This is a genomic window from Dyadobacter sp. UC 10 (assembly GCF_008369915.1).
In the GTDB taxonomy this organism is placed as follows: domain Bacteria; phylum Bacteroidota; class Bacteroidia; order Cytophagales; family Spirosomataceae; genus Dyadobacter.
The window spans coordinates 1,335,395-1,362,349 of record NZ_VSRN01000001.1 but is presented as its reverse complement, the minus strand read 5'-3'; the positions used below and the strand labels follow the sequence as shown (position 1 = coordinate 1,362,349).

The 26,955-nt window shown below is 46.3% G+C and carries 16 protein-coding genes; 13 read left to right on the top strand and 3 right to left on the bottom strand.

The genetic code is table 11. The annotated features are described in order from the left end of the window. Positions 1–161: 161 nt before the first annotated feature. Positions 162–1,076: an LEA type 2 family protein gene (locus tag FXO21_RS05275; protein WP_149639116.1), complete on the top strand. Its 915-nt coding sequence runs from the start codon at positions 162–164 to the stop codon at positions 1,074–1,076. A 6-nt stretch (positions 1,077–1,082) separates the two neighbouring features. Here FXO21_RS05275 and FXO21_RS05270 read toward each other — a convergent pair whose 3' ends face one another. Then, positions 1,083–3,026 (bottom strand): glycoside hydrolase family 127 protein, encoded by a 1,944-nt coding sequence (locus FXO21_RS05270; protein ID WP_149639115.1) that lies wholly within the window; start codon positions 3,024–3,026, stop codon positions 1,083–1,085. A gap of 114 nt (positions 3,027–3,140) precedes the next feature. On the opposite strand from FXO21_RS05270, the gene FXO21_RS05265 reads away from it, so the two are divergent. Continuing rightward, positions 3,141–3,860: an outer membrane beta-barrel protein gene (locus FXO21_RS05265; RefSeq protein ID WP_149639114.1), complete on the top strand. Its 720-nt coding sequence runs from the start codon at positions 3,141–3,143 to the stop codon at positions 3,858–3,860. A gap of 1 nt (position 3,861) precedes the next feature. On the opposite strand, the gene FXO21_RS05260 is transcribed toward FXO21_RS05265, so the two are convergent. Next, positions 3,862–5,229 carry a sigma-54-dependent transcriptional regulator gene (locus tag FXO21_RS05260; RefSeq protein WP_149639113.1) on the bottom strand — a complete coding sequence of 456 codons (1,368 nt, stop codon included), beginning with the start codon at positions 5,227–5,229 and terminating at the stop codon, positions 3,862–3,864. A 340-nt stretch (positions 5,230–5,569) separates the two neighbouring features. On the opposite strand from FXO21_RS05260, the gene FXO21_RS05255 reads away from it, so the two are divergent. Continuing rightward, positions 5,570–6,817 carry an efflux RND transporter periplasmic adaptor subunit gene (locus tag FXO21_RS05255; RefSeq protein ID WP_149643374.1) on the top strand — a complete coding sequence of 416 codons (1,248 nt, stop codon included), beginning with the start codon at positions 5,570–5,572 and terminating at the stop codon, positions 6,815–6,817. A gap of 98 nt (positions 6,818–6,915) precedes the next feature. Here the strand turns inward: FXO21_RS05255 and FXO21_RS05250 are convergent, their stop codons facing one another. Further along, the gene (locus FXO21_RS05250; protein WP_149639112.1) at positions 6,916–7,266 is read right to left on the bottom strand and encodes a four helix bundle protein; all 351 of its coding nucleotides are present in this window, start codon (positions 7,264–7,266) and stop codon (positions 6,916–6,918) included. 132 nt (positions 7,267–7,398) lie between these two features. Between FXO21_RS05250 and FXO21_RS05245 the strand changes: the two genes are divergently transcribed. From FXO21_RS05245 to FXO21_RS05200, 10 genes are all read left to right on the top strand, one after another. Continuing rightward, positions 7,399–8,076 (top strand): ABC transporter ATP-binding protein, encoded by a 678-nt coding sequence (locus tag FXO21_RS05245; protein ID WP_149639111.1) that lies wholly within the window; start codon positions 7,399–7,401, stop codon positions 8,074–8,076. A 180-nt stretch (positions 8,077–8,256) separates the two neighbouring features. Next, entirely contained in the window at positions 8,257–8,847 is a 591-nt protein-coding gene (locus FXO21_RS05240; protein WP_149639110.1) for a hypothetical protein, read from the top strand. A 12-nt stretch (positions 8,848–8,859) separates the two neighbouring features. After that, positions 8,860–11,289 (top strand): ABC transporter permease, encoded by a 2,430-nt coding sequence (locus tag FXO21_RS05235; protein ID WP_149639109.1) that lies wholly within the window; start codon positions 8,860–8,862, stop codon positions 11,287–11,289. 180 nt (positions 11,290–11,469) lie between these two features. Beyond that, positions 11,470–13,830, top strand: a complete 2,361-nt coding sequence (locus FXO21_RS05230; RefSeq protein ID WP_149639108.1) for an ABC transporter permease — start codon at positions 11,470–11,472, stop codon at positions 13,828–13,830. Positions 13,831–13,925: 95 nt separating this feature from the next. Further along, positions 13,926–16,301: an ABC transporter permease gene (locus FXO21_RS05225; RefSeq protein WP_149639107.1), complete on the top strand. Its 2,376-nt coding sequence runs from the start codon at positions 13,926–13,928 to the stop codon at positions 16,299–16,301. Between the two features lie 97 nt (positions 16,302–16,398). Beyond that, positions 16,399–18,786, top strand: a complete 2,388-nt coding sequence (locus FXO21_RS05220; RefSeq protein ID WP_149639106.1) for an ABC transporter permease — start codon at positions 16,399–16,401, stop codon at positions 18,784–18,786. Positions 18,787–18,942: 156 nt separating this feature from the next. Continuing rightward, positions 18,943–21,324 carry an ABC transporter permease gene (locus FXO21_RS05215; RefSeq protein ID WP_149639105.1) on the top strand — a complete coding sequence of 794 codons (2,382 nt, stop codon included), beginning with the start codon at positions 18,943–18,945 and terminating at the stop codon, positions 21,322–21,324. Positions 21,325–21,386: 62 nt separating this feature from the next. Further along, a complete protein-coding gene (locus tag FXO21_RS05210; protein WP_225865574.1) occupies positions 21,387–21,608 on the top strand; it encodes a DUF433 domain-containing protein in 222 nt (73 codons plus the stop codon). A gap of 279 nt (positions 21,609–21,887) precedes the next feature. Then, positions 21,888–24,347: an ABC transporter permease gene (locus FXO21_RS05205; RefSeq protein WP_149639104.1), complete on the top strand. Its 2,460-nt coding sequence runs from the start codon at positions 21,888–21,890 to the stop codon at positions 24,345–24,347. Between the two features lie 177 nt (positions 24,348–24,524). Then, positions 24,525–26,939, top strand: coding sequence for an ABC transporter permease (locus tag FXO21_RS05200; protein ID WP_149639103.1), 2,415 nt, complete (start codon positions 24,525–24,527; stop codon positions 26,937–26,939). The last annotated feature ends 16 nt before the right edge of the window (positions 26,940–26,955 follow it).

Below are 26,955 nucleotides of genomic sequence, written 5' to 3'. Positions count from 1 at the left end.
CATCCCAGCAGACTTCGTTCGGCTCACATGCAGAAATTAGTACACACATATTAGTTCAAACCCGGCAGTAGCAACGGCTAAGCATTGATCACATTGAGAACGCCGGGTCGGCGGAGAACGGAATGGTTTTAGTATTCTTCACCTAAATCATACCCACGCAAATGAAAAACCGTAAAACACTTATTACGCTCATAGTCATTATTATACTTGTGGTTGGTGGCTGGTTAGGATGGAATTACTACAAAAAGGAGAATGCAAACCCGGTTTCAGGGCTCAAACCCAGAGTGGAAATGGGTATCGGGCATATCACCAATATTACCGACAGTACCATTGATCTTTCACTTAAATTACTGGTACATAACCCTTTGCCTATCGAGCTTGATATCAAGCGTTTCGACTATTTTGTTCAAATGAACGGAGTAACTATTGTCGAGGATGAATATGCCAAACCATTGCTGATCAAGTCGCGTGACAGTACGATGGTCAGCGTGCCGGCAAAGTTGAAAATCAAGAAGTTGAAACAGGAGGGAGATTCGGAAGCCAGGCAGGGCGAGGACAGCGCCAACTACCATTTTGAAGGCAGGTTTACGCTGAACAGATCTTTCTTAGGCAAAGATTCCATCACGCTCAGCAAAGATAAACGACTACCCCTATATCGTCTTCCAAAAGTGGAGATCGTAGATTTTGACCTTACCAAGTTTCGTTTGGGGAAATCAGAAGTGATGTTGCAGTTGAAGTTTTCCAATCAAAATCCCTTCCCTGTGCAGTTTGAGGATCCTTCCTATGTGGTGAGCCTCGGCACGCAGGAGCGGCTTGCGGAGGGTAGTGTGAAAGGGGCTACCAAAATCAAGGGAAAAAGTAGTGAAATCTATCAGATCCCGCTCACTGTGGAAATGGGCAAATTACTCAAAGCGGTGGGGCAGGTGGTTACCAAAGGGAAATCCATTCCGTTTACTTTATATTTCAAAACCAAGCTCGTGTCCGACAATGACATTTTCAAGAAAAGTGATGTCAATGTCATTGTCGACGGTGAGCTGAAAGACCTGGAAACTGTCAAAAAGAATCTTGCGAAATGAGCAGGTTTATTTCGCTGAATCGAACCAGACGGTCATTTCGTTAGCGCCGCGGTTTGCCCAGGCGTAGTAGGGGATAAGCGTCGCGCTTTGCGATTTCAGCACATTGATACCTCCCAGTATATCTTTGCGAAATTCAGGGGTAAATGCCTGATCAGGTGAAATGGTAAGAGACAACGCTTTCCCGTTGTTATCGTGCCCCTCTGCACAATACAGAACCGGCCCGCGTTCTATGGCGACTTTCCCGTGGTTTGTCTTGATATTTTTATTTGAAACAACCTGACGAACCGGCATATCCAATGCAACTTCTATCACGTCACCTTTTTTCCAGGTGCGGTCAATGCGTACGTAGCCGTTGTTGGCTGCGGCATCGATTTTTTTGCCATTTACCTGTAACATAACCGGCTTGGGCTGGCCGGAAGTGTAGGTGTACAAGTCACCCGGAATGGCCTGTCCCGAAGCCCAGCCGGGAATTCGGACGGAGATCGGAAATGCGCCTGTTTTCTCCGGAGTAACGGTTATTTTGACTTTTCCTTCCCAGGGATAATTCGTTTCCTGCATTATTTTTACCGCATTTCCGTCCAGGGCGAGTGTAGCTTCATTTCCGGCAAATAGGTTGATAAAGACCTCTTTATCTTTAATAGCATATACGTAAGCAGGCATGGAAGGTAAAAAGCGCGACACATTAGTCGGGCAGCAGGCGGTACCGAACCAAGAACTCCGAACAGCGCCGGTACCTTTGCCAAAGTCATTTTTTCCATTGGAAGCCATCGGGTTTACATAAAAAAATTCGTTGCCCTTCACAGACATTCCGCCCAGAAACCCGTTGTACAGAACCCGTTCGAATACGTCCATATATTTGCTTTCACCTGTATGGAGGTACATTTTATGGTTCCAGAGCATATTGGCAATCGCCGCGCACGTTTCCTGATAAGCATTATCATTGGGCAATATGTAGGCTTTGTCAAATGCCTCCCCATCTTCCCGCGCACCGACTCCGCCAGTGATATATTGCTTTTTATAAGTCGCATCCTGCCAGATCGAATCCAGGGCATTCTGGTACTGCGCATCATTTTCAACCATCAGCATATCCGTAACGCCTGCGTACAGGTACTGTGCCCGCACTGCGTGACCCACCGCTTCCCTTTGCCTCACAAAAGGAACCTGGTCCTGGAAATACGCAGGTCCGAGTTTGTGCTCGTCGAGAAACAATGGCCGTTTATCAGACCGCCCGCGCATGGCGATGAAGAATTTGGAAAGTTCGAGGTACTCTTTCTTTCCTGTGGCGTGATAAAGGCGGATCAACGCAGTTTCGGTTTCTTCGTGACCTGGAACTACCATCAGCTGTCCAGGCTTTGGGCCAATGGTTTTGACCAGGTGATCCGCGTTTTTGATCGCTACATCCAGCAAAGTTTTCTTGCCTGTGGCCTGGTAGTGGGCAACAGCCGCTTCATAAAGGTGCCCCACATTGTAGAGCTCGTGGCTGCCGTTTTCGAAAGAATAGCGATAGGGGCCGGCAATCCAGTCGTAGGAGCCGGTAGTATCTTTGTTGATTGTCCTGATCGTGTATAAATATCCATCGGGCTCCTGGGCCGCTGCAAAAAGCGTGATCAGGCTGTCGACGTAATGATCAAGCTTAGGGTCCGGGTGATTTTGTAACACATAAGAAGCGCCTTCTACAACTTTGAAAACATCCGAATCATTGAAGCGCACACCCTTGAATTCGCCCTTTTTAAGCCCTCCTGCAACAGCAAAATTGTCAAACCGGCCCGACTCTTCGCATTGATGGAGCGCGTGGGGGATCGTGGTTGTCCGGGCAGTTTCCAGCCTTTCATGCCAGAATCCGGAGGTGGTTTTTACGTTTTTAAGGGGAACCGGTTCTAATGCAGGACTTTGCGCAAAAAGGGATATGGAGCAAAAGGATAATAAAACAGCCGAAAAGTATTTTGTCATTTTTGAAGCTTTTGTAGGTAATATCTTCCTGATTTTCCTAAATAAATATACCAGCCTGAGGCAACGGCTTGGCGCTGATTGCTGTCTGGAAAAAGTAATCTAACTCAAACTGATATGCGCATCTACTATACCATCGCATTTTTGCTAGTGAGTTTGTCCTGTTCTTTCGCGCAAAATTCTCCGTGGACCTTCGGTGTAAAGGCAGGTATCGGGAAAAGCGGGTCGAATAGAACGGTAATCCGCGACATTGAAGTGCGGGACGAATATCAACGGGGCAATAATTATAGTATTGGTCTGCGTACCGGCTACAGATTTCTCAAATATTTCACAGCCACTGCTGATATAGAATTCCAGCAGTTCAGCGACGAGCGACTTAGGGTCTTTAACTTCAATGCTGAGAATGTAGGGCGGATTGTTAATACAACACAGTACGATAATGAATTCCAGCGCGTCCAGCTGCCTGTAGCATTGCAGTTCTCTCCGTTTACAAAAGGCTTTCAGCCATACTTGAAAGCGGGCATTATGCCTTTCTGCATATTGAAAGGATCTTTTGATAATCAATTCAGGAGTTCGGTAACCGGCATAGAGGAGCCCAGAAAGCTGAAAGCGGATTTTGATCTGTTACCCAACAGAAAACTGGACCGGCAAATGCATTTTTTTGCAGGTTTTGGTATTAAAATCGGCAGGCATTTGTCCGTGGAGGCTGTGCGCTATTTTGCAGGCAGAATGGACTACGTTAGCGGGTACAGTCAATTCAATAAAGTACTCTACCCCACCTACTCTTCCTACGCCTTGCGTGGAACGCAGCTTTCCTTGACTTATCACATTTGGTAATTCACAGGCCGTACTTTTCCATTCTCCGGTACAATGCGGCCCGGCTTAATCCAAGCTCACGTGCTGCGTCGGTAATATTTCCGTTGAACCGCTTCATCGCTTTCACGATCATCGTTTTTTCCATGTCTTCCAGATCGAATCCGGTGGCGGTTGTAGGCTGTCCGGCCGAACTTTTAAGGAAGAGATCGTCGGGTTGCAGGGTTTTTTCCTGAGATAAGATCACAGCACGTTCTACCGCGTGCTGCAATTCCCGGATATTGCCTGGCCAGTTGTACTGCTGCATTTTCTTGATCAACGCATTGCTGATGTCGTTGACCGGGCGGTTGTATTTTTTCGCGTATTGTTTGAGATAATGATCTGCAAGTGCGCTGATATCCTCGGGTCGTTCACGTAGTGGCGGCAGGTCCAGCTCGATGGTATTGATCCGGTAAAGCAGATCCTGCCGGAATGTTTTTTCGGCCACCATTTTTTCGATATTCATATTGGTAGCACACAAAAGCCGCACGTCCAGGGAAATAGGCTTATTGGAACCCACCCGCGTGACCCTGCGCTCCTGAATTACTGTCAGCAGCTTGGCCTGCAATGCCAGGGTCAGATTTCCGATTTCATCCAGGAATATAGTGCCGCCTTTTGCTTCCTCAAATCTCCCGGCCCGGTCTTCCTTCGCGTCCGTAAACGCTCCTTTTACATGTCCGAAGAGCTCGCTTTCAAATAATGACTCGCTCAATGCGCCCAGGTCGACTACCACGAAAGGCTTGTCGGCACGCTTGGAATTTTGATGAATATGTTTGGCAAGCTGGGTTTTGCCGGTTCCGTTTTCTCCCAATATCAGCACATTGGCGTCGGTACCCGCCACTCTTTCGGAAGTACTCAAAAGTTGGCGCATGATCTCGCTTGTCGCTACGATCGCATCCCCAGGAGCTTTGGCTTTTTTAGGATCTTCCTTAGACCTTTCCTCCTGTACAACGACAGGTTTATCATTCCCGCTTTCCAGCGCAACTGCAATCGTAGCAAGTAATTTATCATTTTCCCAGGGTTTGAGGACGAAGTCAATTGCGCCGGATTTGATCGCGCGGATCGCCATTTCAATGTCCCCATAAGCGGTGATCATAATCACTTTCGCAGCCGGGTTGATGTCCAGAATGCGGTCCAGCCAGTGGAAACCCTCTCTTCCGCTGTTCACGTCGCGGGTAAAGTTCATATCCAGCAGGATCAGATTATAATCGCCGTTGGTAACCAGAAAAGGCAATTTCTGCGGATTTTTTTCTATGTCTACTGCCTTTGCATGACGTTTCAGCAAAAGTTTGGCGGCGCTCAGGACGTCCACATCATCGTCAATGATCAGGATTTTGGCTTCGGAGAGTTGCATGGCTATTTGAATATTGCACAATTGAATGTTTGGAAAGATAGCGGATACAATTTAAAATTCATTTTCAAAGCTGCCAAAAAGTCGGTATTTTACCCAAAATCATCAAAAAAACGGCTTGTCCGCCGCCGAACAAAAATGTCCGATAACGAACATTGAAGGCATATTCGCAATATATATAGCTATTGGTAATCAGTACTTTATAATCAATTATCCTCTTTGGCACAGGGATTGGATAATCAGAGGAAACTATAAAGGAGAATTTTCAATAGCACATATAATGGAAGTCAGGACACCTAACTCAACAAACACCAGTAACAACGGTTTCTCCGGAGGATCATCAATGGATAAAATCAAGCCAAAGAAATTCTGGACTACCCAGCGGATCGGCATTATCGCCGGCAGCACTTTATTGGTCGCTTTTCTGGTTTACCAGTTTTTCTTCGCCGACAAGCGCAGCAAACTGAATGTAGAACAGGACAAGCTTACTGTATCAACGGTTAAAACGGGCCGGTTCGACGAATTCATTGTGGTAACCGGTGTCGTTCAGCCCCTCAAAACCATTCAGCTGGATGCGATCGTGGGCGGATATGTTACCGAGAAACTTATCGAAGGCGGTAATATGGTAAAGCAGGGGGATATTCTTTTGCGGCTTGAAAACCAGAACCTGAAATTGAGCTTCCTGCAATCGGAAACAGAAGCGAGCCGATTGGTCAACGATCTTCAAATAACCCGGCAAAACCTGAAAATTGCGCGATTTAATCTGCAAAAAACATTGAGTGACCTGGATTTTCAATTGGATCAGGCGAAAGATGCGCACGACCGTAATACCAAACTTTATAAGGACAAAGTGATCCCCGAGGCGGATTTTCTTAAAACCAAAAGGGATTATGAAAAGCTGGTCCGCCAGCGTGAGATCGAGATTGAATCTCAAAAATACCAGGAGGAGAACGCCAGGATGACGATTACGCAACTGGAAGGCACACTGGCCAATACCCAGAAAAACGTAAGCCTGTGGAGGCAAACACTGGACAATCTTGTGGTAAAAGCGCCGGTTTCAGGATTACTTTCTTCCATGAATGTAGAGGTGGGTTCGAATATCAACCAGGGGCAGAATATCGGCCAGATCGATGATTTGAATGGATTTAAAATGCGTGTAAGTGTGGACGAACATTACATTTCACGGATTTTTGCCGGACTGCAGGGTTCCATGGAATTCAATGGAAAAGACTACGGATTAAAGATCATCAAAATTTATCCGGAAGTATTGAGCGGCCGGTTCGAAGTGGATATGCAGTTTGACAAAGGTGCTCCTGAGCTTATCAAGAGAGGACAATCAGCGCCGATCCGCCTGCAACTCGGCCAGCCTTCTGAAGCGACATTGCTTCCAGTAGGCGGATTCTTCTCCGAAACTGGCGGTAACTGGGTATACGTTGTCGGCGACGACGGCAAACGCGCCGCAAAACGCAGCATTACACTAGGCCGCAAAAACCCTGAATATTTCGAAGTACTGGAAGGCCTGAAGCCCGGAGAGAAAGTGATTACCAGTTCTTATGAGAATTTTGGAGATAATGAGGTTTTGGAGTTTTGAAAAATGGCTACTGGCCAATGGCTATTAGCTGTTAGCCAGTAGCTTTTAGGAATGGCAGTTAGTTATCAGGTGTTGCAGAAATAAATGGATTGTGAAAGCTAGCGTAGCTTCTGAATGAAACTGTTAAGCATCTTGCGAATTTCTGTCAGGCTTGCATTCAGTCTTTCATAATCTGCCAAACTAATGAGCAGAAGATCTTTTGAAAGTAAAAGCTGATATTCGAGCTCAGCTGCAGAACCGCTGGCAATGGTCATAAATCTGGCTAGTTCAGCCTCAGAGCTCCTGCCGCAGCCTTCTGAAATGTTTGATGGAATTGAAGTGGCAGAACGACGAATCTGACTGACCAAGCCATATAGTTCTTCCTTAGGGAAAGTTTTGGTGATCGAATAAACATACAATACAAGATGATGACTTTTTTGCCAAACCCTTAGATTTTTAAAATTTCTCATTTGCCGTGTAACTGGATTGAACAATGTGCTTTAGACTCCAACCCAACTAAAAAGTAACGCATACAAATCTCATCTATCATAAACCAACAGCTAAAAGCCAATAGCTAATAGCGAATAGCCAAAGAAAGACCAATGATCAAAATTACCAACCTGCATAAGATCTTTTCTACTGAGGAAGTGGAAACTACGGCCCTGAACGGGATTGACATGGATGTCAAAGATGGCGAGTTTGTAGCCATTATGGGACCGTCGGGATGTGGAAAATCTACATTACTGAATATCCTTGGACTGCTGGATAATCCGAGTGAAGGATCTTACGAGTTTTATGGCACGGAAGTAGCCAAAATGTCTGAGCGCCAACGCGCACAGATCCGTAAGGGAAACATCGGTTTTGTATTCCAGAGCTTCAATCTGATCGACGAACTGACCGTTTACGAGAACGTTGAGCTGCCATTGCTTTATCTGAAAACACCTCCGGCCGAGCGTAAGGAAAAAGTAGAAGCTGCATTGACCCGCATGAATATGATGCATCGCCGCAACCACTTTCCACAACAGCTTTCAGGTGGTCAGCAGCAACGTACCGCCATTGCGAGGGCCGTGGTAGCGACGCCGAAAACAATACTTGCGGATGAGCCAACAGGTAACCTCGACTCTAAAAACGGAGAAGAAGTAATGAACCTGCTCAGCCAGCTCAACGCATCCGGCACGACGATCCTGATGGTGACGCACTCCCCGTACGACGCCGGGTTTGCACACAGAATTGTGAATTTGTTTGACGGAAAGATTGTGACGGAGAAGGTGCATATCTAGGAGCTGTTGGCCATTGGCTGTTAGCTGTTAGCGATTGGCTGTTCGTTTTTTGTTTTACTTTTTTCGGAAAGAGTAGAGGTATTTGAAGTCGTTTTTTGCCTAAAAGCTAAAAGCTAAAAGCTAAAAGCTAAAAGCTAAAAGCTAAAAGCTAAAAGCTAAAAGCTAAAACCAAATTTAACCATGAAAAGAATCCTGACCATTTTGCTGGCATGTACCAGCACATTTTCTCTCGCTCAGAAAAAAAGTACGCTGAGCAGAAGTATTGATGATGACGGCAAAAAGATGTCGATCCGTGTTACGGGAACCATTGATGGTCGGGAAATCAATTTTAACCGGTCTTTTGATGTCGCCGGTATGAGCAAGGACGAACGGAAGGAGCTTCGTGACGAAGTTTTGGAATCGATCGATTCAGGCGGGTTGGATATACCGGAGCCGCCTGTACGAATGTCAATACCTGCACCTCCCATCCCGCCGCAGGTTTTGGAGCCCGAAGCGTATGTTTCAGTTGGTAAGTCGCCGGGGATATTCCAGTCGGGCGATAGCCACGGGAAAACTTTCCAGGGGCTGGATTCCGCTGGTTACCGTAAGCACGTAAAGTACAATCCGCACACAGGCGAAATGTTCCTTCAATATCATTTCAGGAAGAACAATGAAGAGTTCGTTTACGAAAAAACCGTAAATGCGGCTGACAAATCGGAGACGGAGCGTCAAAGCGTGATCGAGCGTTTTGAACAGGAAATTGAGTTGCCTGGTAAAGGTGTGGGAATGTAAGCGTCAGGAGCAATGCTGAGAAACTATCTGACAATTGCCTGGCGGAATCTGCTAAAACACAAGTTTTACTCGTTCCTGAACATTTTTGGTCTGTCGCTTGGTTTGGCAAGCTGCCTTCTGATCACACTTTATGTGGTCGATGAACTGAGTTATGATCGCTCATTCTCAGATTCTGACCGTATTTACAGGGTCAACTCGGATATCCGTTTTGGCGGAGCTGATATGAAGCTGGCCGTCGCGCCGGACCCGCTGGCTTTTACCCTTCAAAAAGATTATCCCCAGGTGGAATCCGTCGCAAGGTTGCGGGAAGACGGCAGCTATCTGGTTCGCCGGACCGGCGCTGCTGAAAATTTGAAAGAAGACGTCGTCAGTTACGCCGATTCGACCTTCTTCCATGTCTTTTCCATTCCCCTGGTTTCCGGAGACCCTGCGCGGGTACTCAGAGAACCCAATACCATGGTGATTTCAGAACGTGCTTCGAGGAAATATTTCGGTTCCGAAAATCCGATTGGGCAAAGCTTACTGCTCGATAACCAGGCTGTTTACACGGTGACTGGTGTTATGAAGAACATCCCGGATCACTCGCATCTGTCGCAGCTGAATATGCTCCTGGCGATGAGTGCATACGCCGATAGCCGCAGTAACAATTGGGGAAGCCATAATTTTGTCACTTACCTCAAATTGCGGGAAGGGGTTACTCCGGCACAGTTTGAAAAAAACTTTGATACCGTTCTCGAAAAATATACCGGGGCCTGGGTGAAACAGATCATGGGTGCTTCGCTGGATGAGATGCGTAAATCGGGTAGTTATATCAAATATTCACTGATGGCGCTGACTGATATTCACCTGCATTCGGACCGGACAGCGGAAATCAGTGCAAATGGAAATATCCAGTATGTTTACATTTTCGGGGTCGTAGCCATCTTTTTGCTGGGAATCGCTTGCGTAAACTTTATGAACTTGTCGACCGCCAGATCGGCAAACCGTGCCAAAGAGGTGGGCGTAAGAAAAGCTTTGGGATCGAAACGGGCGTACCTGATGGGCCAGTTTCTGACGGAAGCGATTATGCTGAGTTTTCTTTCACTAATCCTGGCAGTGGCTATTGGATATGCAGCATTGCCACTGTTCAATAACCTCGCCAGTAAGCAGATCGCTTTTCCTTTTGAAAGCGCTCTATTCTGGATCGTGGCCATTTTTACTGCTTTGGTCGTTGGCGTGATGGCGGGAAGTTATCCCGCGTTTTTTCTATCGTCATTTAAACCGTTGAAGGTGTTGCGCGGTGCGATTGAACAGGATGGAAAGGGCGGTTATCTGCGGAATAGTCTGGTAGTATTTCAATTTGTGATTTCCGTAATGCTGATCATCGGCACCGGCGTCATTTATAACCAGCTCAACTACATTCAAACCAAAAAACTGGGCTACAACAAAGACCAGATACTTATCATAAAAAACGCGTATGCACTGGATACGAAGGCGCGTGCATTCAAGGACGAAGTAGCTCAGTTGCCCGACATTCAAAGCAGCACGCTGACCAGCTTTTTACCGACCCCTTCTTCACGGACAGATAATACCTTTTTCCCCGAAGGTGAAATGCAGCAGGAGAAAGGTATAAGTATGCAAAAATGGGCCGTGGATCACGACTATATCAAAACATTAAATCTTAAAATGAAATCCGGACGTGGTTTCCAGCGTGATTTTCCTTCCGATTCTTCGGGGATTATTATCAATGAAGCCGCCGCCAGGATCCTGGGCTTTGCTGATCCGATCGGCAAACGCATTTATGATCTAAATACTAATTCAACCGAGAAAGATCAAACGTATACTATACTGGGTGTAGTCAGTGATTTTCATTTTCAGTCACTCAGGAAGAATATTGGCGCATTAAGCCTGGTGCTACGTCCGAGTTATGGGCTGGTAGCGGTTCTAATGAAGGGTGGAAATCACAAACAAACTGTCGCCAGGGTCGAGTCGCTCTGGAAGGAAATGGCGCCGGGACAACCTTTCAATTACAAGTTTATGGATGAAGATTTCGACAATGAGTACCGGAGCGAGCAGCGTATCGGTCAGATATTTATCACGTTTGCAGTCATTTCCATTATCATTGGGTGTCTGGGCTTGTTTGGATTATCTGCTTACACTGCGGAAAGAAGGACCAAGGAAATCGGAGTGAGAAAGGTTCTTGGTGCAAGTGTTCCGAATATCATCGCGCTGTTATCAAAGGACTTTTTGAAACTTGTTTTTATATCGATCGTTATCGGAAGCCCGCTGGCCTGGTTTGCAATGAATACCTGGCTGCAGGGATTCGCGTATCACATTGATATAGCCTGGTGGATGTTCGCCGCTGCCGGCATACTCTCAATCCTGATCGCACTGCTGACAGTTAGTTTTCAAAGTGTTAAAGCAGCGTTAATGAATCCGGTGAAGAGCTTGAAGAGTGAGTAGGGGGTGGCTGGCTATTAGCTGTTAGCCATTAGCCATTAGCTGTTGGCTATTCTGAAAATTAAATCAAGTATTACTGGCTGTGAGTTGACTATAAATCTGGTATCAATTAGCTAACCGCCAATGACTAAAAGCTAAAAGCTAATGGCTAACAGCTAAAAGCCAATCCCCAATCCCCCAATCATGCTAAAAAACTATCTGAAAATCGCCTGGCGGAATTTGCTGAAGAACAAGACATTCAGCTTTATTAATATCCTTGGCCTGGCGCTTGGGATGGCCCGCAGCTTGCTGATTATCCTTTGGGTACAGGATGAAGTCCGAATGGACCGGTTTCATGCGAATGATAAGCGCCTGTTTTCGGTGATGGAAAATCAGCATTATTCCGGCGTGATCAACACTTTTCCGGCTACGCCGGGTGTATTGGCTGAAAATATTGTAAAGGATATCCCCGAAATTGAATTGGCCAGCCAGGTACTTTGGGAGGAGGAGCCCGTTTTGATGGTCGGTAATAATTTCGATAATGAAAAAGGCCGGTATGTGCAGGGTGATTTTCTGAACATGTTTTCATTTGAACTGGCACAGGGTGACGCGAATACTGCATTGAAGAGGCCGGACGGTATCATTATTTCTCAAAAGCTGGCCGATAAATATTTCAAAGGGGCCGATCCCATAGGGAAAACCATTCGGGTTGATAATAAGGATGACGTAATTGTGACGGGCGTGCTCAAACCGATCCCAGAGGCTTCATCAATGAAGTTTGAGTTTTTGATGAGCTACGACCGTTGGCTTAAAAGCAATGCCTGGGCCAAAGAATGGGGTAACAACGGTCCCAGATGTGTTGTACTGCTGTCGAAAAATGCCAGCCTTGAAAAGGTTAATGCGAAAATCAGGGGATATATTAAAACCAAGAATAAAGGCAGCAATGTCGATCTGTTTCTGATCAACTATGGAGAGTCATACCTGTACTCCAATTGGGAAGCAGGTAAGCAAAACGGTGGTAGAATTGAGTATGTGCGCATGTTTACGGTGGTGGCGATTTTTATCCTGGTCATTGCATGTATCAATTTCATGAACCTGGCTACGGCACGGTCTGTGAAACGTGCCAAGGAAGTGGGCCTTCGCAAAGTCGTAGGCGCTTATCGCACAAGCCTCGTCGGCCAGTTCATGGGTGAATCGGTGCTGATCACTTTTCTGTCACTTCTTTTCGCACTGGCGATCGTGATCGGGTTGCTTCCATCGTTCAATACCCTCACTGAAAAGCGGTTATATGTGGATTTTCTGGATCCTGTCATCTGGCTCTGGCTCATCGGGCTCACATTGATAACAGGCATTATAGCAGGAAGTTATCCGGCTCTTTTCATGTCGTCGCTTAATCCTGTCACGATTTTGAAGGGTGCCTTGAAATTCAAACCGAATGCTACTTATTTCAGGCAGGGGCTTGTCGTTTTTCAGTTCGGCTTGTCTATTCTCCTGATCCTGGCCATGATCGTCATTTACCGGCAGATCAGTTACATTCAAAACAAAAACCTGGGATTCGCCCGTGAAAACCTGCTTTATCTTCCGGATATCGAGACGGGGATGAGCGAAAATTTTACTTCATTCAAGCAAGCGCTGGAAAATGAGCCTGGTATCAAATCTGTGTCCCATTCGCAGGCAAGTCCCCTGGAAGTGGGCAGCTCCACCATGGGTGTCAGCTGGCCGGGAAAGGATACCACGCAGCAGTTGCTTTTCAGCGTCAATCCCGCCGGTTATGACCTGATCAAAACGATGGGTGTAAAGCTGCTCGACGGGCGGGATTTCAGTCCTTCATTTGGTACCGATACGTCCAACTATCTCATCAATGAGGCGGCAGCAAAAAAGATCGGCTATAAAGATCCGGTAGGCAAGGAGCTTACGATGTGGGGTAAGAAAGGTAAGATCATCGGGCTGATGAAAAACTTTCATATCGGTTCCCTGCATGTTCCCATTGAGCCGCTGATCCTCAGCCTGCAACCGGCCAAATCTTCATGGGGGGTAGCATTGATCAGAACGGAAGCGGGGCAGACTGAAACAGCAATCAAAAACATCGAAAAGCTTTACAAACGCTATAACCCGGGCGTGCCTTTCAAGTATCACTTCGCCGATGAAGAATTTGGCAGACAATACAAGGCGGAAAATGTAGTGAGCAAGCTTGCCAACTACTTTGCCTTTCTGGCTATTTTTATCTCTTGCCTCGGTTTATTCGGGCTGGCTGCATTTACTGCGGAACAGCGAACTAAGGAAATTGGTGTTAGAAAAGTGCTGGGCGCCAGCGTCACAAACCTGGTTGGTATGTTATCGGCAGATTTTGTGAAACTGGTGGGTATTGCCGCAGTTATTGCCTTTCCGCTTGCCTGGTATTTTATGAAAAGCTGGCTGGAGAAATACGCTTACCGCATTGATATTGAATGGTGGTTTTTCGTTGTAGCCGGCATCGCGGCGTTAATCATTGCGCTGGTAACGGTAAGTTTCCAGGCAATCAAAGCGGCTCTGATGAATCCTGTGAAAAGTTTAAAAAGTGACTGAAAAGGGAGGAAGGAGGAAGGAGGAATGGAAGAGGTATTTATTCCCCTTTCTCCATCCTTCCTTTCTCCTTCCTCCCTTTACTACCATAAAAAGCTATGCTGAAAAACTACTTAAAAATCGCTATCCGCAATTTTACGAGGAACAAGGTATTCTCCTCGATCAATGTGGCCGGGTTGTCGCTGGGACTTACCTGCTGCATGCTTATTGTGCTGTATACCAAAGATGAGGTCAGTTTTGATCAGTTTCAGAAGCACAAAAACGAACTTTACCGGATCCAGGCTACAATGCCGGAAGAAAATGGCACGCGTACAATCGGTAGTTCCAACGCAATCCATGGACCAGGTTTCAAACGCGAAATTCCGGAGATAGAGGATGTGGTGCGGACACAAAGCAGCTCTTTCGTGATCAAAAAGGGTGGTGAGCTATTGAATGAAGAGATCCTTTTTGCCGATGATAACTTCTTTTCTATATTCTCCATGCCCCTGCGGTCGGGAGATCCGAAGAAGGTTTTAACCGATATCCATTCCATTGTTTTGTCGGAGGAACTTGCGGAGAAATATTTTGATACAAAAGACGCTGTCGGAAAGACTATTGATTTGAAGATCGAAGACGGTTTCGAGTCTTTTGTGGTTTCGGGTATCGCTAAAAACTGCCCCCAGAACTCGTCGGTGCAATTTAAAGCTGTACTACCTTTCAAATTCCAGGAAGCGAGGAACTGGACTGACAGCGAGTGGCTGGGTTTTTACATGAATACTTTTTTGCTTCTGCATAACAAAGCTGATTATCAAATGGTATCAGCCAAAATGAACCGGATTTTCACCAGCAAGCTTAAAGAAGCGGGTAAATTCGATGACCACGCCAAACGGATCACTTTCGGGTTACAACCTTTTCTGAAAATTCATATGGGCAGCGAAACCGGCGATTTGCGGAATGGCCTGGCGCATGGCAGCAGCCCTGTTTATACTTACATTCTTTCCGGAATCGCAATATTTATCCTCATCATCGCCTGTATCAATTTCGTGAACCTGACCGTGGCGAGATCGCTCAGCCGGGCAAAGGAGATCGGGGTCCGTAAGGTGGTTGGAGGACTCAGGAAGCAACTCATTTATCAGTTTCTGGGGGAGTCGTTTCTGCTATCGTTTGTAGCGTTCGGTTTTGCTATTGTGCTGACAATGATGGTTTTGCCGACATTTAACGAGCTGGCAAACAAGCGACTGGCGCTTTCCTATTTGCTTGATACCAATCTGGTAGCGGGTTATCTTGGCCTCCTGGTTGCCACCGGGCTCGTCGCTGGGTTCTATCCCGCTCTGATCTTGTCCGGTTTCAGTCCGGTGCAAACACTCTACAACCGCACCCGGTTTTCAAACAAAAACTATCTGACAAAAGGGTTAGTCGTTTTTCAGTTCGCATTGTCAGTTTGCCTGGTAATCGGCACGATTGTGATTTATTCACAATTCAAATACCTCACAACAAAGGATCTGGGATATAGTGATAAAAATCTGCTGTTTTTTAATGTAGGCAGAGGTGGTAACCCGAAAATGGATGTGATCCGGCAGGAGCTTCAAAATATGACGGGTATACAGTCTATCGCCGCCTTTAACGGAAATTACAATGGAACCGGTGCGAAGATTGGGGAAAAGGAAATAAGTTTCGGCTACATCGGTGTTGATGATAATTTCCTGAAAACCATGGAGGTGCCGGTTACAAAAGGCCGTAATTTTTCCAAAAGTTACCCTTCCGATCCAATGCAGTCCGTAGTTGTGAATGAGGCTTTTGTAAAGAAAGCCGGCTGGGCAGACGCGATCGGGAAAGAGATCAATTTCGAATGGAAAAATCAGAAAATGAATGTCATCGGAGTGATAAGAGATTACCATTATGCATCCCTGAAAGATACCATTAAGCCGCTTTTGCTTACCCAGGATCCCAATTACCGGCTTGGCGCTATCTACGCTAAACTGGATTCCCGGGATATTCCGGCGACCGTTAAAGCCATCGAAAAGGTTTTTCGTAAACACGTTCCATTTATGCCGTTTGAATACAGGTTCGAAGATGCCTCAAATCTGAAAAGGTATGAATCCGAGGCGAAATGGAGGGAAATGATTACACTGGCAGCGATCTTGTCCATTTTTGTTTCCTGCATCGGGCTGTTTGGGCTGGCAACATTCAATGCAGAAACAAGGGTGAAAGAAATCGGGATCAGGAAAGTGCTGGGGGCATCCGTCACAAGCATCGCTGCATTGTTATCTCTGGATTTCGTAAAACTGGTGATTATCTCAATACTAATCGCCCTACCGATCGCCTATTACGCCGCGGATAGCTGGTTGCAGGATTTCCCTTACCGTATTGCTATATCATGGATCTATTTTGCGGCAGCAGCTTGCCTTGCTATTATGGTAGCGGTCATTACGATCAGTTATCAAAGTATCAGATCCGCCATGCTGAGCCCGGTCAGGTCGCTGAGAAGTGAGTAAGGGTTGTTGGGTGCAGCTTCAAATTTTATATACTGAATAAATTAATTTTTTACACTAATGGAGCCGGAAGCTGATTGCCGACGGCCTACAGCCGAATATGCTTTCTAACCATCTGAAAATCGCATTCCGGAATCTGCTTGGTTCCAGGTTATTTACTGCGCTGAATGTCATCGGGTTAACCGGTGGTATGGTTGCCGCGGTATTCATTTTGATGTGGGTTCAAAATGAACTCAGCTTCGACGGGTACCATAAAAAAGCAGACAAGATCGCAAGGGTTGTAACCCATTTGAAATTGAGTAAGGAGGAAACCTGGCATTGGGCTACCACACCGCTTTTGCTGGCGGGACAGATCCGTGATTTGCCAGAAATTGAATCGGTTACCAGATTAAACAGCGCTACTAATCTGCCGATCAAAGTAGGAAACAGGAAGGTTTTGGGTGAAAATGCCGCGTATGTCGATTCGAATTGGTTTAGTGTTTTTGACTACCAAATCATCGACGGTTCGCAGAAGCAGTTTGCGTCAGGCGTGAGAAATATAGCCATGACGCAATCCAGGGCCAAGCAGCTCTTCGGCTTTGAAAATGCAGCTGGGCAGGTCGTAAAGATCGATACGCTTGATTATACAGTTGCCGCAGTTTTCAAGGACAACCCAGCCAACTCTACTTTTCAATACAACTTTCTGGTGCCTCTGTCTGCATATCTGGCCAATCCGCAGACCTTAAAGAACGAATCGAGCTGGAATAACTTCAACCAGCAAACCTTTATCGTTTTGAGAAATGATGCTGACTTGAAAAGGGTTGGGCAGAAGCTCACAAAGATTATCTCGGAATACAAAAGGGACGATAGCGGCAAACCTTCCAGCGATACGGTTCTGGAACCTGAACGTTTGACGGATATGCATTTCAATAGTGAAATTCAAAACGCGGACAGCAAGGGTGACAGGAAAACGAACTACATTTTCCTTGGTCTTGCTACTGTTATTCTGCTGGTTGCGTGTATTAATTACGTTAATTTAACCACAGCCAGATCAACCGTCCGATCAAAGGAAATAGGGGTGAAAAAACTGCTTGGTGCGGGCCCTGGTCACTTATTCAGGCAATTTATGACTGAGTCGATTCTTACTTGCCTCGCGGCGCTTCTCATTTCCTTATGCCTCATTTACATTCTTTTACCCCAATTCAATAACCTCACGGGCAAGCGTTTTGAAATCACCTTTTCAAACCCGGCAATCTGGGCCATTCTGCTTGGTACTACATGGCTTTCGATCGTTCTGACAGGCATTTATCCTTCGATACTATTATCTTCTTTCAAGCCTTTTGATATTTTGAGGGGAAATAATATTCTCGGTACCAGCAACTCAGGTTTTCGTAAAGCATTGGTTGTTACGCAGTTTACGGTTGCTGTTGTCTTTCTGATCTCAACATTGGTCGTGTGGCGTCAAATTAAATTTATCCGTGAGAGAGAATTGGGTTACGACCGCGCACATACGTTCACTTTCCGACTGCCCTGGGGAATGAAACAAAAAATTGATCCGGCTACTTTGAAAGCGAGGTTACAGAATGAATCGAGTATTGCGAATATTACCGTCGCCAGCCAGAATATCGTCCAGATCAATAGCAGTACGCAGGGATCATTTGACTGGGAAGGCCGCCCCAAAGATTTCAATCCAACCGTTTCACAGCTTGCGGTTGAACATAATTTTCAGAAAATGTTCGGCTTGCAGCTGCGTGAAGGCCGCTGGTTTGAAGCGAACCGTGAAACAGATCGCTCTAATGTGATTTTGAATGAAGTGGCCGTCAAAAAGCTCAATTTAAAGAAGCCGGTAATTGGCCGGAGATTTGATTTTCAGGGTAAGAAAGGGGTTGTTATCGGCGTGGTAAAGGATTTTCATTTCAAAAGTCTGCGCGAGAAAATTGAGCCACTGGTACTGTTCAATGACCTGAGCTGGGCTTCAGGTATTTATGTAAAGGCACATCCCGGAAAAGATGCAGCCGCAATAAGGGTGGTTGAGAAGGCTTGGAGTGAAATGGTACCTAATCACCCGTTTGACTATAAGTTTTTGGACGACACCTACGAAAAGCTGTATCAAACCGAGCAGCGCACTGCAACGCTTTTCAATACATTCACAATCACTGCCGTCCTGATTTCCTGCCTGGGGCTTTTCGGCCTGGCTACATTCACCGCCGAACGTCGTGTGAAGGAAATTGGGATCAGGAAAGTTTTGGGGGCTTCTGTCGGCGCAATTGTATCATTGTTATCCCGCGATTTTGTAATACTGGTTTTGATTGCAATCGTGATCGCCTCGCCGGTTGGGTACTATTTTATGAACAGCTGGTTGCAGGGTTTTGAGTACCGCATCGAAATCAACTGGCTCACATTCACCCTCGCAGCCCTCGTTGCGATCGGCATTGCAATGATCACAGTCAGTTACCAAAGTATAAAAGCCGCATTAATGAATCCGGTAAAATCATTGAAGAGGGATTGAGGGAAGGAGAAAGGAGGAAGGAGAAAGGGGATTAAAAGTGACTCAATTTTTCCCTTTCGCTTTCCTCCATCCTCCGTCGTCCCTTTCCTCCATCCTCCCTTCTTCCAAGTCCGTCCCTTTCCTCCATCGTCCCTTTCCTCCCTTTTTTAAAAAAATATGCTAAAAAATTATCTGAAAATCGCGATCCGTACTTTGTGGAAAAACCGGTTGTTTACTGCGATCAATTTTGTTGGATTGTCGCTGGGGCTTGCCAGTGCCGGTGTACTGATCCTTTTTATTCAGCGCGGAATCACATTTGATACATTTCATGAGGATATTGATCAGATATACTCTGTGCAAACCGAAATGAAGGACGAAAGGTATAATTCGACTGTTCACCCGATTTTGCAGCAGCTCGTCAAAACATTCCCTGAAATCGAAACAGGCACGCATTTTCAGCGCTGGAACGATGCCTGGATTAGTTATAAAGGCAAGGATATTCAGGGAGATACGAAATACGTTGATACCAGTTTCTTCGATGTTTTTTCTTTCAAACTCAAATATGGCGACGCAAAAACGGCACTTAAAGGCAGGCAGTCTATTTTGATCAACCAAAAAATAGCAGATGCACTTTTCGGTGACAAAAACCCGGTTGGAGAGACGGTTGCCCTTAACGATACACTCAATTTTACCGTGGCGGGCGTGTTGGACCACGTACCCGAGAATTCGTCCATGCAGTTCGAGGTATTGCTGCCCATTTCGCTTTTGGAAGCAGATGAAGGTTTCAGGAACGGCGCTGACTGGTATAATACCTTTTCTTCGGTATATCTGAAAATGAGGAAGGGGACTGATATCGCAAAGCTGGAAGCACAGTTGCCGAAGTTTGCTAAAACACATTTTGGTCCCGCTGGCGGCGACAGGAAAGTCCGTGTCGAAGAATTCAGAAACTATATTCACCGAAACAATCCCGGATTCAGGTGGATGATTTACGGAGCAATAGGCATTGTCGTTTTTATTCTGCTGATCATCAGTATCAATCTGGTCAACCTGAATACCGCGATTGCATTTACGAGGGCCAGAGAAGTAGCGGTCCGAAAGGTCACTGGCTCTACCTTGCGGCAGATTTTGATGCAATTCTGGACCGAGTCTGGAATAGTCCTGCTTGCTTCGCTCCTGTTTGCGATGGTACTGGGCGCATCTTACCTGGTACCTCAGTTCAACGAATTCAGGCAGGGCCGGATGCAGCTTACCCTTAATTGGGAGCAGGATTATGTGACGGTAATGGCGCTGGCTGGAATCATTAGTTTCATTGCACTTATAGCCGGGACTTATCCGGCCATTTATCTCAACCGTCTGGATTTACGCGATACGATCAAAGGAAAATTATCCAATAAAACGCATTCCAGGAAATGGGCGAGAGGATCAATGATCGTAGTTCAATTCGCGATAGCCTTCGCGTTGGTGATCGGAGCAATCGTAGTGCGCAAACAGGTGAGCTTCATGCGGGAAGCGAAGCCAGGCTTTGATAAAGAAAATGTGGTTATTGTACGATCCGATCTGCAATACAAGGACAGAAAATCCGCTGGTATCCAATTTAAATCCATTCTCGACGAGCTCAGCAGGGATTCCAGGGTGAAAAGTATAGCCACCTCCGGAGTAGTTCCTTCCAAATACTGGAGTAACTATAATACCTATATGCCCGAAGGCGGGACTGGTTCGGAAGTTCGTTTCAGGCATTCAGGCACCGGACCGGGCTATACGCAGACTTTCGGGATCAGGATGCTGGAAGGAAGGGATTTTTCTGAGGAAATCGATAAGGACGGGAAGAATCATCCGGTTGTAATCAATGAATCGGCGATGAAAGCGCTGGGCTGGACTACGGCTGTCGGCAAGCGTATCAGGCAAAACAATAACCCGGACGTGTATACGGTCATAGGCGTAATGAAAGACTTTCATTATCAGGAGTTAAAGGAGAAAATTGAACCGCTGCTGCATTGGTACAACGGTCCGGCAGCACTCGATAGCTATTTGAGTATCAGGCTTAACGATACCGGACAAGCCAAAGGTGTGCTGGCCGAACTGGAAGGTACAATGAGAACAATCCCTGCCAGAAAGCCTTTTGACGCTTTTTATTTGTCGGATGAGCTGAACAGGCAATACAACCATCTTGACGGGATCTGGAAGATGGTCAATTTCGTGGCTACACTTGCTATCGTAATTGCACTGGCCGGAGTATTCGGGCTAATCACACTTGCTGCCAATCAGCGGATGCAGGAAGTAGGGATCAGGAAAGTGCTTGGCGCGTCTGTTCAGGAAGTTACCTATCTGCTTGCAAAGGATTTTGTAATCCTTGTTCTGATCGGCGTTTTGGTCGGTGTACCCCTGGCCCACAGTTTTGAAGTCCGGTACCTTCAAAGCTTCAATTACCACACCCAGCTTACCTGGAACGTATATTTGCTGGTCGGCTGTGCAGCACTTGTACTTACGGTTTTAACTGTCGGCTTTCAAAGTATCAAAACCGCGCTGATGAATCCGGTGGATAGTTTGAAGAGTGATTGAAAGGGTGAGGGAATATGCTTTTTCGCGTTTTAATAGTTATTTTTGATAAAAACGTGAATGCTATGAATTTGGAACGGATAACATTTGACTCGCGAATGATGGGCGGGAAGCCCTGCATCCGGGGAATGCGGATTACGGTCGGAACAATTGTTGGGCTTGTGGCTTCGGGGCAGACCTTTGACGAAATATTGCGTTTTATCCCTATCTCGAATCTGAGGATATTAATCAGGCACTATCCTGTACAGCCTGGTGCTCCGAAGAGTTGGAATTACCTTTTCAGGTAGCATGAAAATTCTTATTGATATGAATCTGTCTTCCATGTGGACAGATTTTTTTTGACTAATGGGTTGTCGCAATTCACTGGTCGATAATAGGTAAAGCTACTGACGCAGACAGTCCAAGTCCAATTCTGAACAAAAGTGTCCGAAAGCGGACACTTTTGTTGTTTTAAATGAGTGATAATCATTTGATTTATAGCTGGTTATGTGCTTGGTGGGTGTGCTGGTATAATAATTCAATCGGGTTAACGGGACCTTTTGCAAACGACGCTCTATCTATTAGCCATGATTAAAAACTATTTGAAAATCGCATGGAGAAATCTGCTTAAAAGCAAGATTTTTTCCGGCATTAATGTCTTCGGACTATCGGTCGGAATGACATGCTGCATGCTGTTGCTCCTTTATATTCTCAGCGAAATTTCCTTCGATAAGCACCACGAACACGCCAAAGATCTGTACCTGCTCCGAAGTGAGAATGTGCAGCCTAATGGTGAAAAAATGGATAATCCGCGCGCACCCTCACCCTATGCGCAGGCAGTGAAAGCAGAATTTCCCGAGGTGGTCCAGGTAACCAGATTATGGCAAAACTTCCTGGAAGACAAAACCTTGCTGAAAGTGCAGGGTGAAGGGGATAATGTCAGGGCTTTTTATGAAACCAAAGGTATTCATGTAGACTCTACATTTTTTGATGTATTTACCTACGATTTTGTTGAAGGTGACGCCAGGACTTCCATGCGCGATCCACATTCGATTGCGCTGTCGGAGGAATTGGCGAAAAAGCTTTTTGGCAATGAGTCTGCATTGAACAAGACCATTCAGGTAGGAGGTAAGACCGGTAACAATGAAAATTTTAAAGTAACCGGCGTTTTTCGCGATGAGGCCAGGCGATCTCATATTGATGCACGCTATTTCATTTCCATGCAGGCCGGCTGGATAGGTGACTATCTCAGAGAATCAAAACAGGACTTCACAAGTAACAACATGTTTTACAGTTATTTGCGGCTGCGTCCGGGCACAGATCCGGGTCAGTTCAGCAAAAAGCTCCCTGCATTCATTGAAAAGTACGCCCGCGCCGATCTCAAATTTGCAGGTTTTGACAAAAAGTTGGCCTTACTGTCAGTTGCTGATATCCACTTGTTCAGCCTGATCGACAAAATTGTGACGCCTACCACGAGCACGACTTACCTGTACGTGCTGGCCTCCATCGCGATATTCACCTTGCTGATAGCCTGTATTAACTTCATGAACCTCGCTACGGCGCGCTCGGCTAAGCGAGCTGCGGAAGTAGGAATTCGAAAAGTGATGGGAGCAGGGAAAAACGGACTGATCGGGCAGTTTTTAGGTGAATCAATGGTGCTTACCTTCGTGGCGCTTGGCCTTGCATTCGTGTTCGTACTGCTTTTTCTGCCTTTTTTTAATCAGTTAGCGGATAAGTCACTACTGATAAGTGACTTACTGAAGCCAGAAATTATCCTCGCATTTGTGGCGCTTGCCCTGCTTACCGGTGTCATTTCAGGTAGCTACCCGGCCTTTTATCTTTCGCTTTTTAATCCGCTGGACGTCGCGAAAGGTAAATTCGTCAACTCCGTCTCGGCGACTACATTGAGAAGGGGGCTGGTCGTTTTTCAATTCGTGATCTCGATTGGGCTGGTTGTGGGTACATTGGTGATTCAGGAGCAGATACGTTTCATGCACGAGCAGCCATTGGGTTTTACCAAAGACCAACAAATAGTAATTCCATTCCGTAGCGGCGAATCGCGTAAAACCTATCCTGCATTACGGAATCAGTTGTTACAAAATAACCAGATCACGGCTGCTGCGGGCACTTCCTATTACCCGGGAATCATCAATCCCAGCGATATGACGGTGTATGTGGGCGGCCGGGCAGTGCGGGAAGATGGTATTGTTAAAACTAACTGGGTAGCGCCTGAGTTTATGGACATGATGGGGTTCAGGCTTGCAGCGGGCAGAATGTTTTCCAGCGAGTTTCCCGCAGATACCAATTTGAAAATCGTAGTGAACGAAGCCACGCTCAGAAAGTTTAATATCCCGCTGGAAAAGGCCGTGGGTCAAAAACTGAGCTTCGACGATCGTTTTGACAAACTGACCAAGGGCATTGAGATCATCGGTGTAGTGAAGGATTTCCATTTTCAGGACTTACATCAGGCGATTCAACCCTACGCTTTTTTTCTGCAGACGGGGCCTTTCCATAACTATATCATCGCGCACGTTAATACCAATGATGTTGCCAGAGTATTGCCTTTTATCGAAACTAAATGGAAAGCATTAAACCCTGACGAGCCATTTACTTTCAGTTTCTTAAATGAAGATTTTCAAAGAAATTACACTGCCGACGCCCGCACTTCGAGGATCGTCAACTCTTTCACGGTCATTTCAATATTGATCTCATGCCTCGGCCTTTTCGGGCTGGCAGCATTTGCGGCGCAACAAAGGATCAAGGAAATAGGGGTCAGGAAGGTACTAGGGGCTTCCATTGGCAGCATAGTCGGTCTGCTTTCCGGCGATTTCATTATGCTCGTTTGCATTTCAATCCTAATCGCTACGCCGCTAACCTGGTATGTCATGGACAAATGGCTGCAGGATTTTGCGTATAAGATCAGTATTCAGTGGTGGATGTTCGCACTAGCCGGCGCATTATCTGTCATAATCGCCATGATAACAGTGAGCACCCAGGCAATCAAAGCGGCGATGACAAATCCGGTAAAGTCGCTGAAAAGTGAGTAGGGGGGAGCTTAAGGCTCCAGGCTGTAAGCTATAAGCTTTTTGTTCGTGAAGTTGACTAGACTCTGACGGGATTTAAGATTGATTTTAATAACCAAAATTACTGGCTTTGAAAAAGCCTATTGCATAAGGCATATAGCATAAAGCCTAAGGCATAAAGCTCTAAGCATCTCACATAAAATGATTCAAAACTACCTCAAAATCGCGCTTCGTAACCTCTGGAAAAACAAGGGTTACGCTTTGATCAATATTGCAGGCCTCTCGGTGGCTTTCTGCATTAGCGTTTTTCTTTTTCTGACAGGCTATTTTGCGCTGTCATTTGACGAGTTCCATGCAGACAACGACCGGATCTTCAAAACTTATTTCTTTGAAAATGCGCCGCAAAAGGCAAAAAAGGCCGGTTCAATGCCGCATCCGCTCACGCCGGCCCTGAAAGCCGAATTTCCTGAGATAGAAGGAGCTGCCCGGATTTTGAACGGAGGCGATGTGGTGGTTTACAAGGGCAAATATTTCGATAAGGACATCAAGTATACCGATGCCGATTTCCTCAAGATATTTACTTTTCCCTTGCTTAAAGGCAATGCTTCCTCGGCGCTGAATGATCTCAGCAGCATCGTGATCAGCGAGGATATGGCCGAAAGCGTTTTTGGAAAGGAGGATCCCGTGGGTAAGGAGCTTCAGTTGGGTATGGATGCCAATAAGAGACAGTACATTGTCACCGGGGTCCTTGCCGATTTTCCGGATAACTCGACTATAAAATTTGATGCGTTTGTACGGGTTGAGAATGCAGGCGGCTTTCAGCGCGAAAAAGACCAGTGGGATGCGCATTCACATGCCGTTTTTGTAAAATTGAAACCAGGCGTAGACCAGGAAGCTTTCGAGCAGAAGCTGAGGCCGTTCACTCAAAAATATTTCAGTGAAAGTATTGCTTCACTTAAAAAGCAGGGTGCCAAACCGGATGGAAAAGGCGATATTTTTGCGTTGAGACTCTTGAAGCTGACGGACGTTCATTTTGATACCGATATGTCCGGTGGCGCACCGATCGGGCTGGTATATGCGCTGATGGCGATCGGTATTTTCATTCTGCTGATCGCAAGTTTCAATTTCATTAATCTCAATGTCGCAAGATCATTTATCCGTGCCCGTGAGGTAGGAGTACGAAAATCGCTCGGGGCATTGAAGCAGCAGCTTTTCCTTCAGATATGGGGCGAAGCCGGGGTGATCTGTCTGGCAGGTTTTTTGGTCGGAGTAGCGCTGACCATATCGCTGCTTCCAACATTCAACAGTACATTTCAGTCTAAGCTGAATCTAGATTACATTTTGCAGCCGGCTACAGTCCTGCTGATTATCAGTTTGTTCGTCTTTGTAGCACTGATTGCGGGTGGTTACCCCGCCTGGCAAATGTCGCGGTTCAATGCAGTGGAGGTTTTGAAAGGAAAGGTATCCATGAAAAAGCCTGGGTTGTTACGCAACTCGCTGATTGTAGCTCAGTTTACATTATCGAGCCTTTTGATTTGCTGCACGATTATCGCTGTTCAGCAGGTGGATCATTTGAAAACACAGCCGCTCGGATTTCAGAAAGAGGAGATCATCAGTATTCCGGTCGGGAATAAGGTGGACGGACAGTTGGCGCTCCGGCGTTTGAGGAACCGTCTCAAAGACGATCCGGGTATTCTCAGCATGACGGGCAGCGGCGTAAATTTGGGAATCGGAATGGACCGCAGCTCTTCCAGAAGTGTGCTCGGGTTTACATTCAACGACCGGGAAGTTTCCACCGATTGGCTTCACATCGATTACGATTATCTGAAAACCCTTAACATTAAACTGATCGCAGGCCGTGAGTTTGATCCAGCCTACTCAAGTGATTCGGTGGGCCGCGTGATTATTACCGAAAGCATGGCCAAAATGATTGGTGAAATGGATCCTGTCGGAAAATTTTTCCAGACTGACACAGCGGGCATCAAGCATCAGATCATCGGCCTCGTGCCTGATTTTAACCTGTATTCTTCCAAAAACGAAAAGAAGCCGATCACCATGTACATCTCGCCCTCGGGGGGGATCAGCTATATTTTTGTGAGGGTAACCCCGCAGAGCCTGGCAACTTCCATGAACAAGTTGAAGAATGCCTGGAAGGAAATTACGCCGGAATCAGAGTTCAAAGGCAGTTTTGTGGACGAGAACACGAATTCGTGGTACCGCGAAGAAGAGCGGCTTTCGCAGGTGTTCAGCCTGGCATCGGGTGTAGCGATTATATTATCGTGCCTTGGCCTGTTCGCAGTTGCACTGATCGTAATCGAGCAACGGACAAAGGAAATCGGTGTTCGGAAAGTACTCGGGGCGAGCATTTCAAACCTTGTGCTGGTGCTGTCAAAAGATTTTGTAAAGCTCGTTGTTGTGGCTATTCTGATCGCCACCCCGCTGGCCTGGTTTGCGATGCAGGCCTGGCTGGACAACTATCCTTACCGGATCGAAATCAACCCGATGATTTTCGTTTTTGTAGGTCTTGCAGCAATTGTCGTTGCAGTTGGAACGGTTAGTTTTCAAAGCATAAAGGCTGCATTGATGAATCCGGTAAAATCTCTGAAAAGTGAGTAAGCTATAACTATAAAGC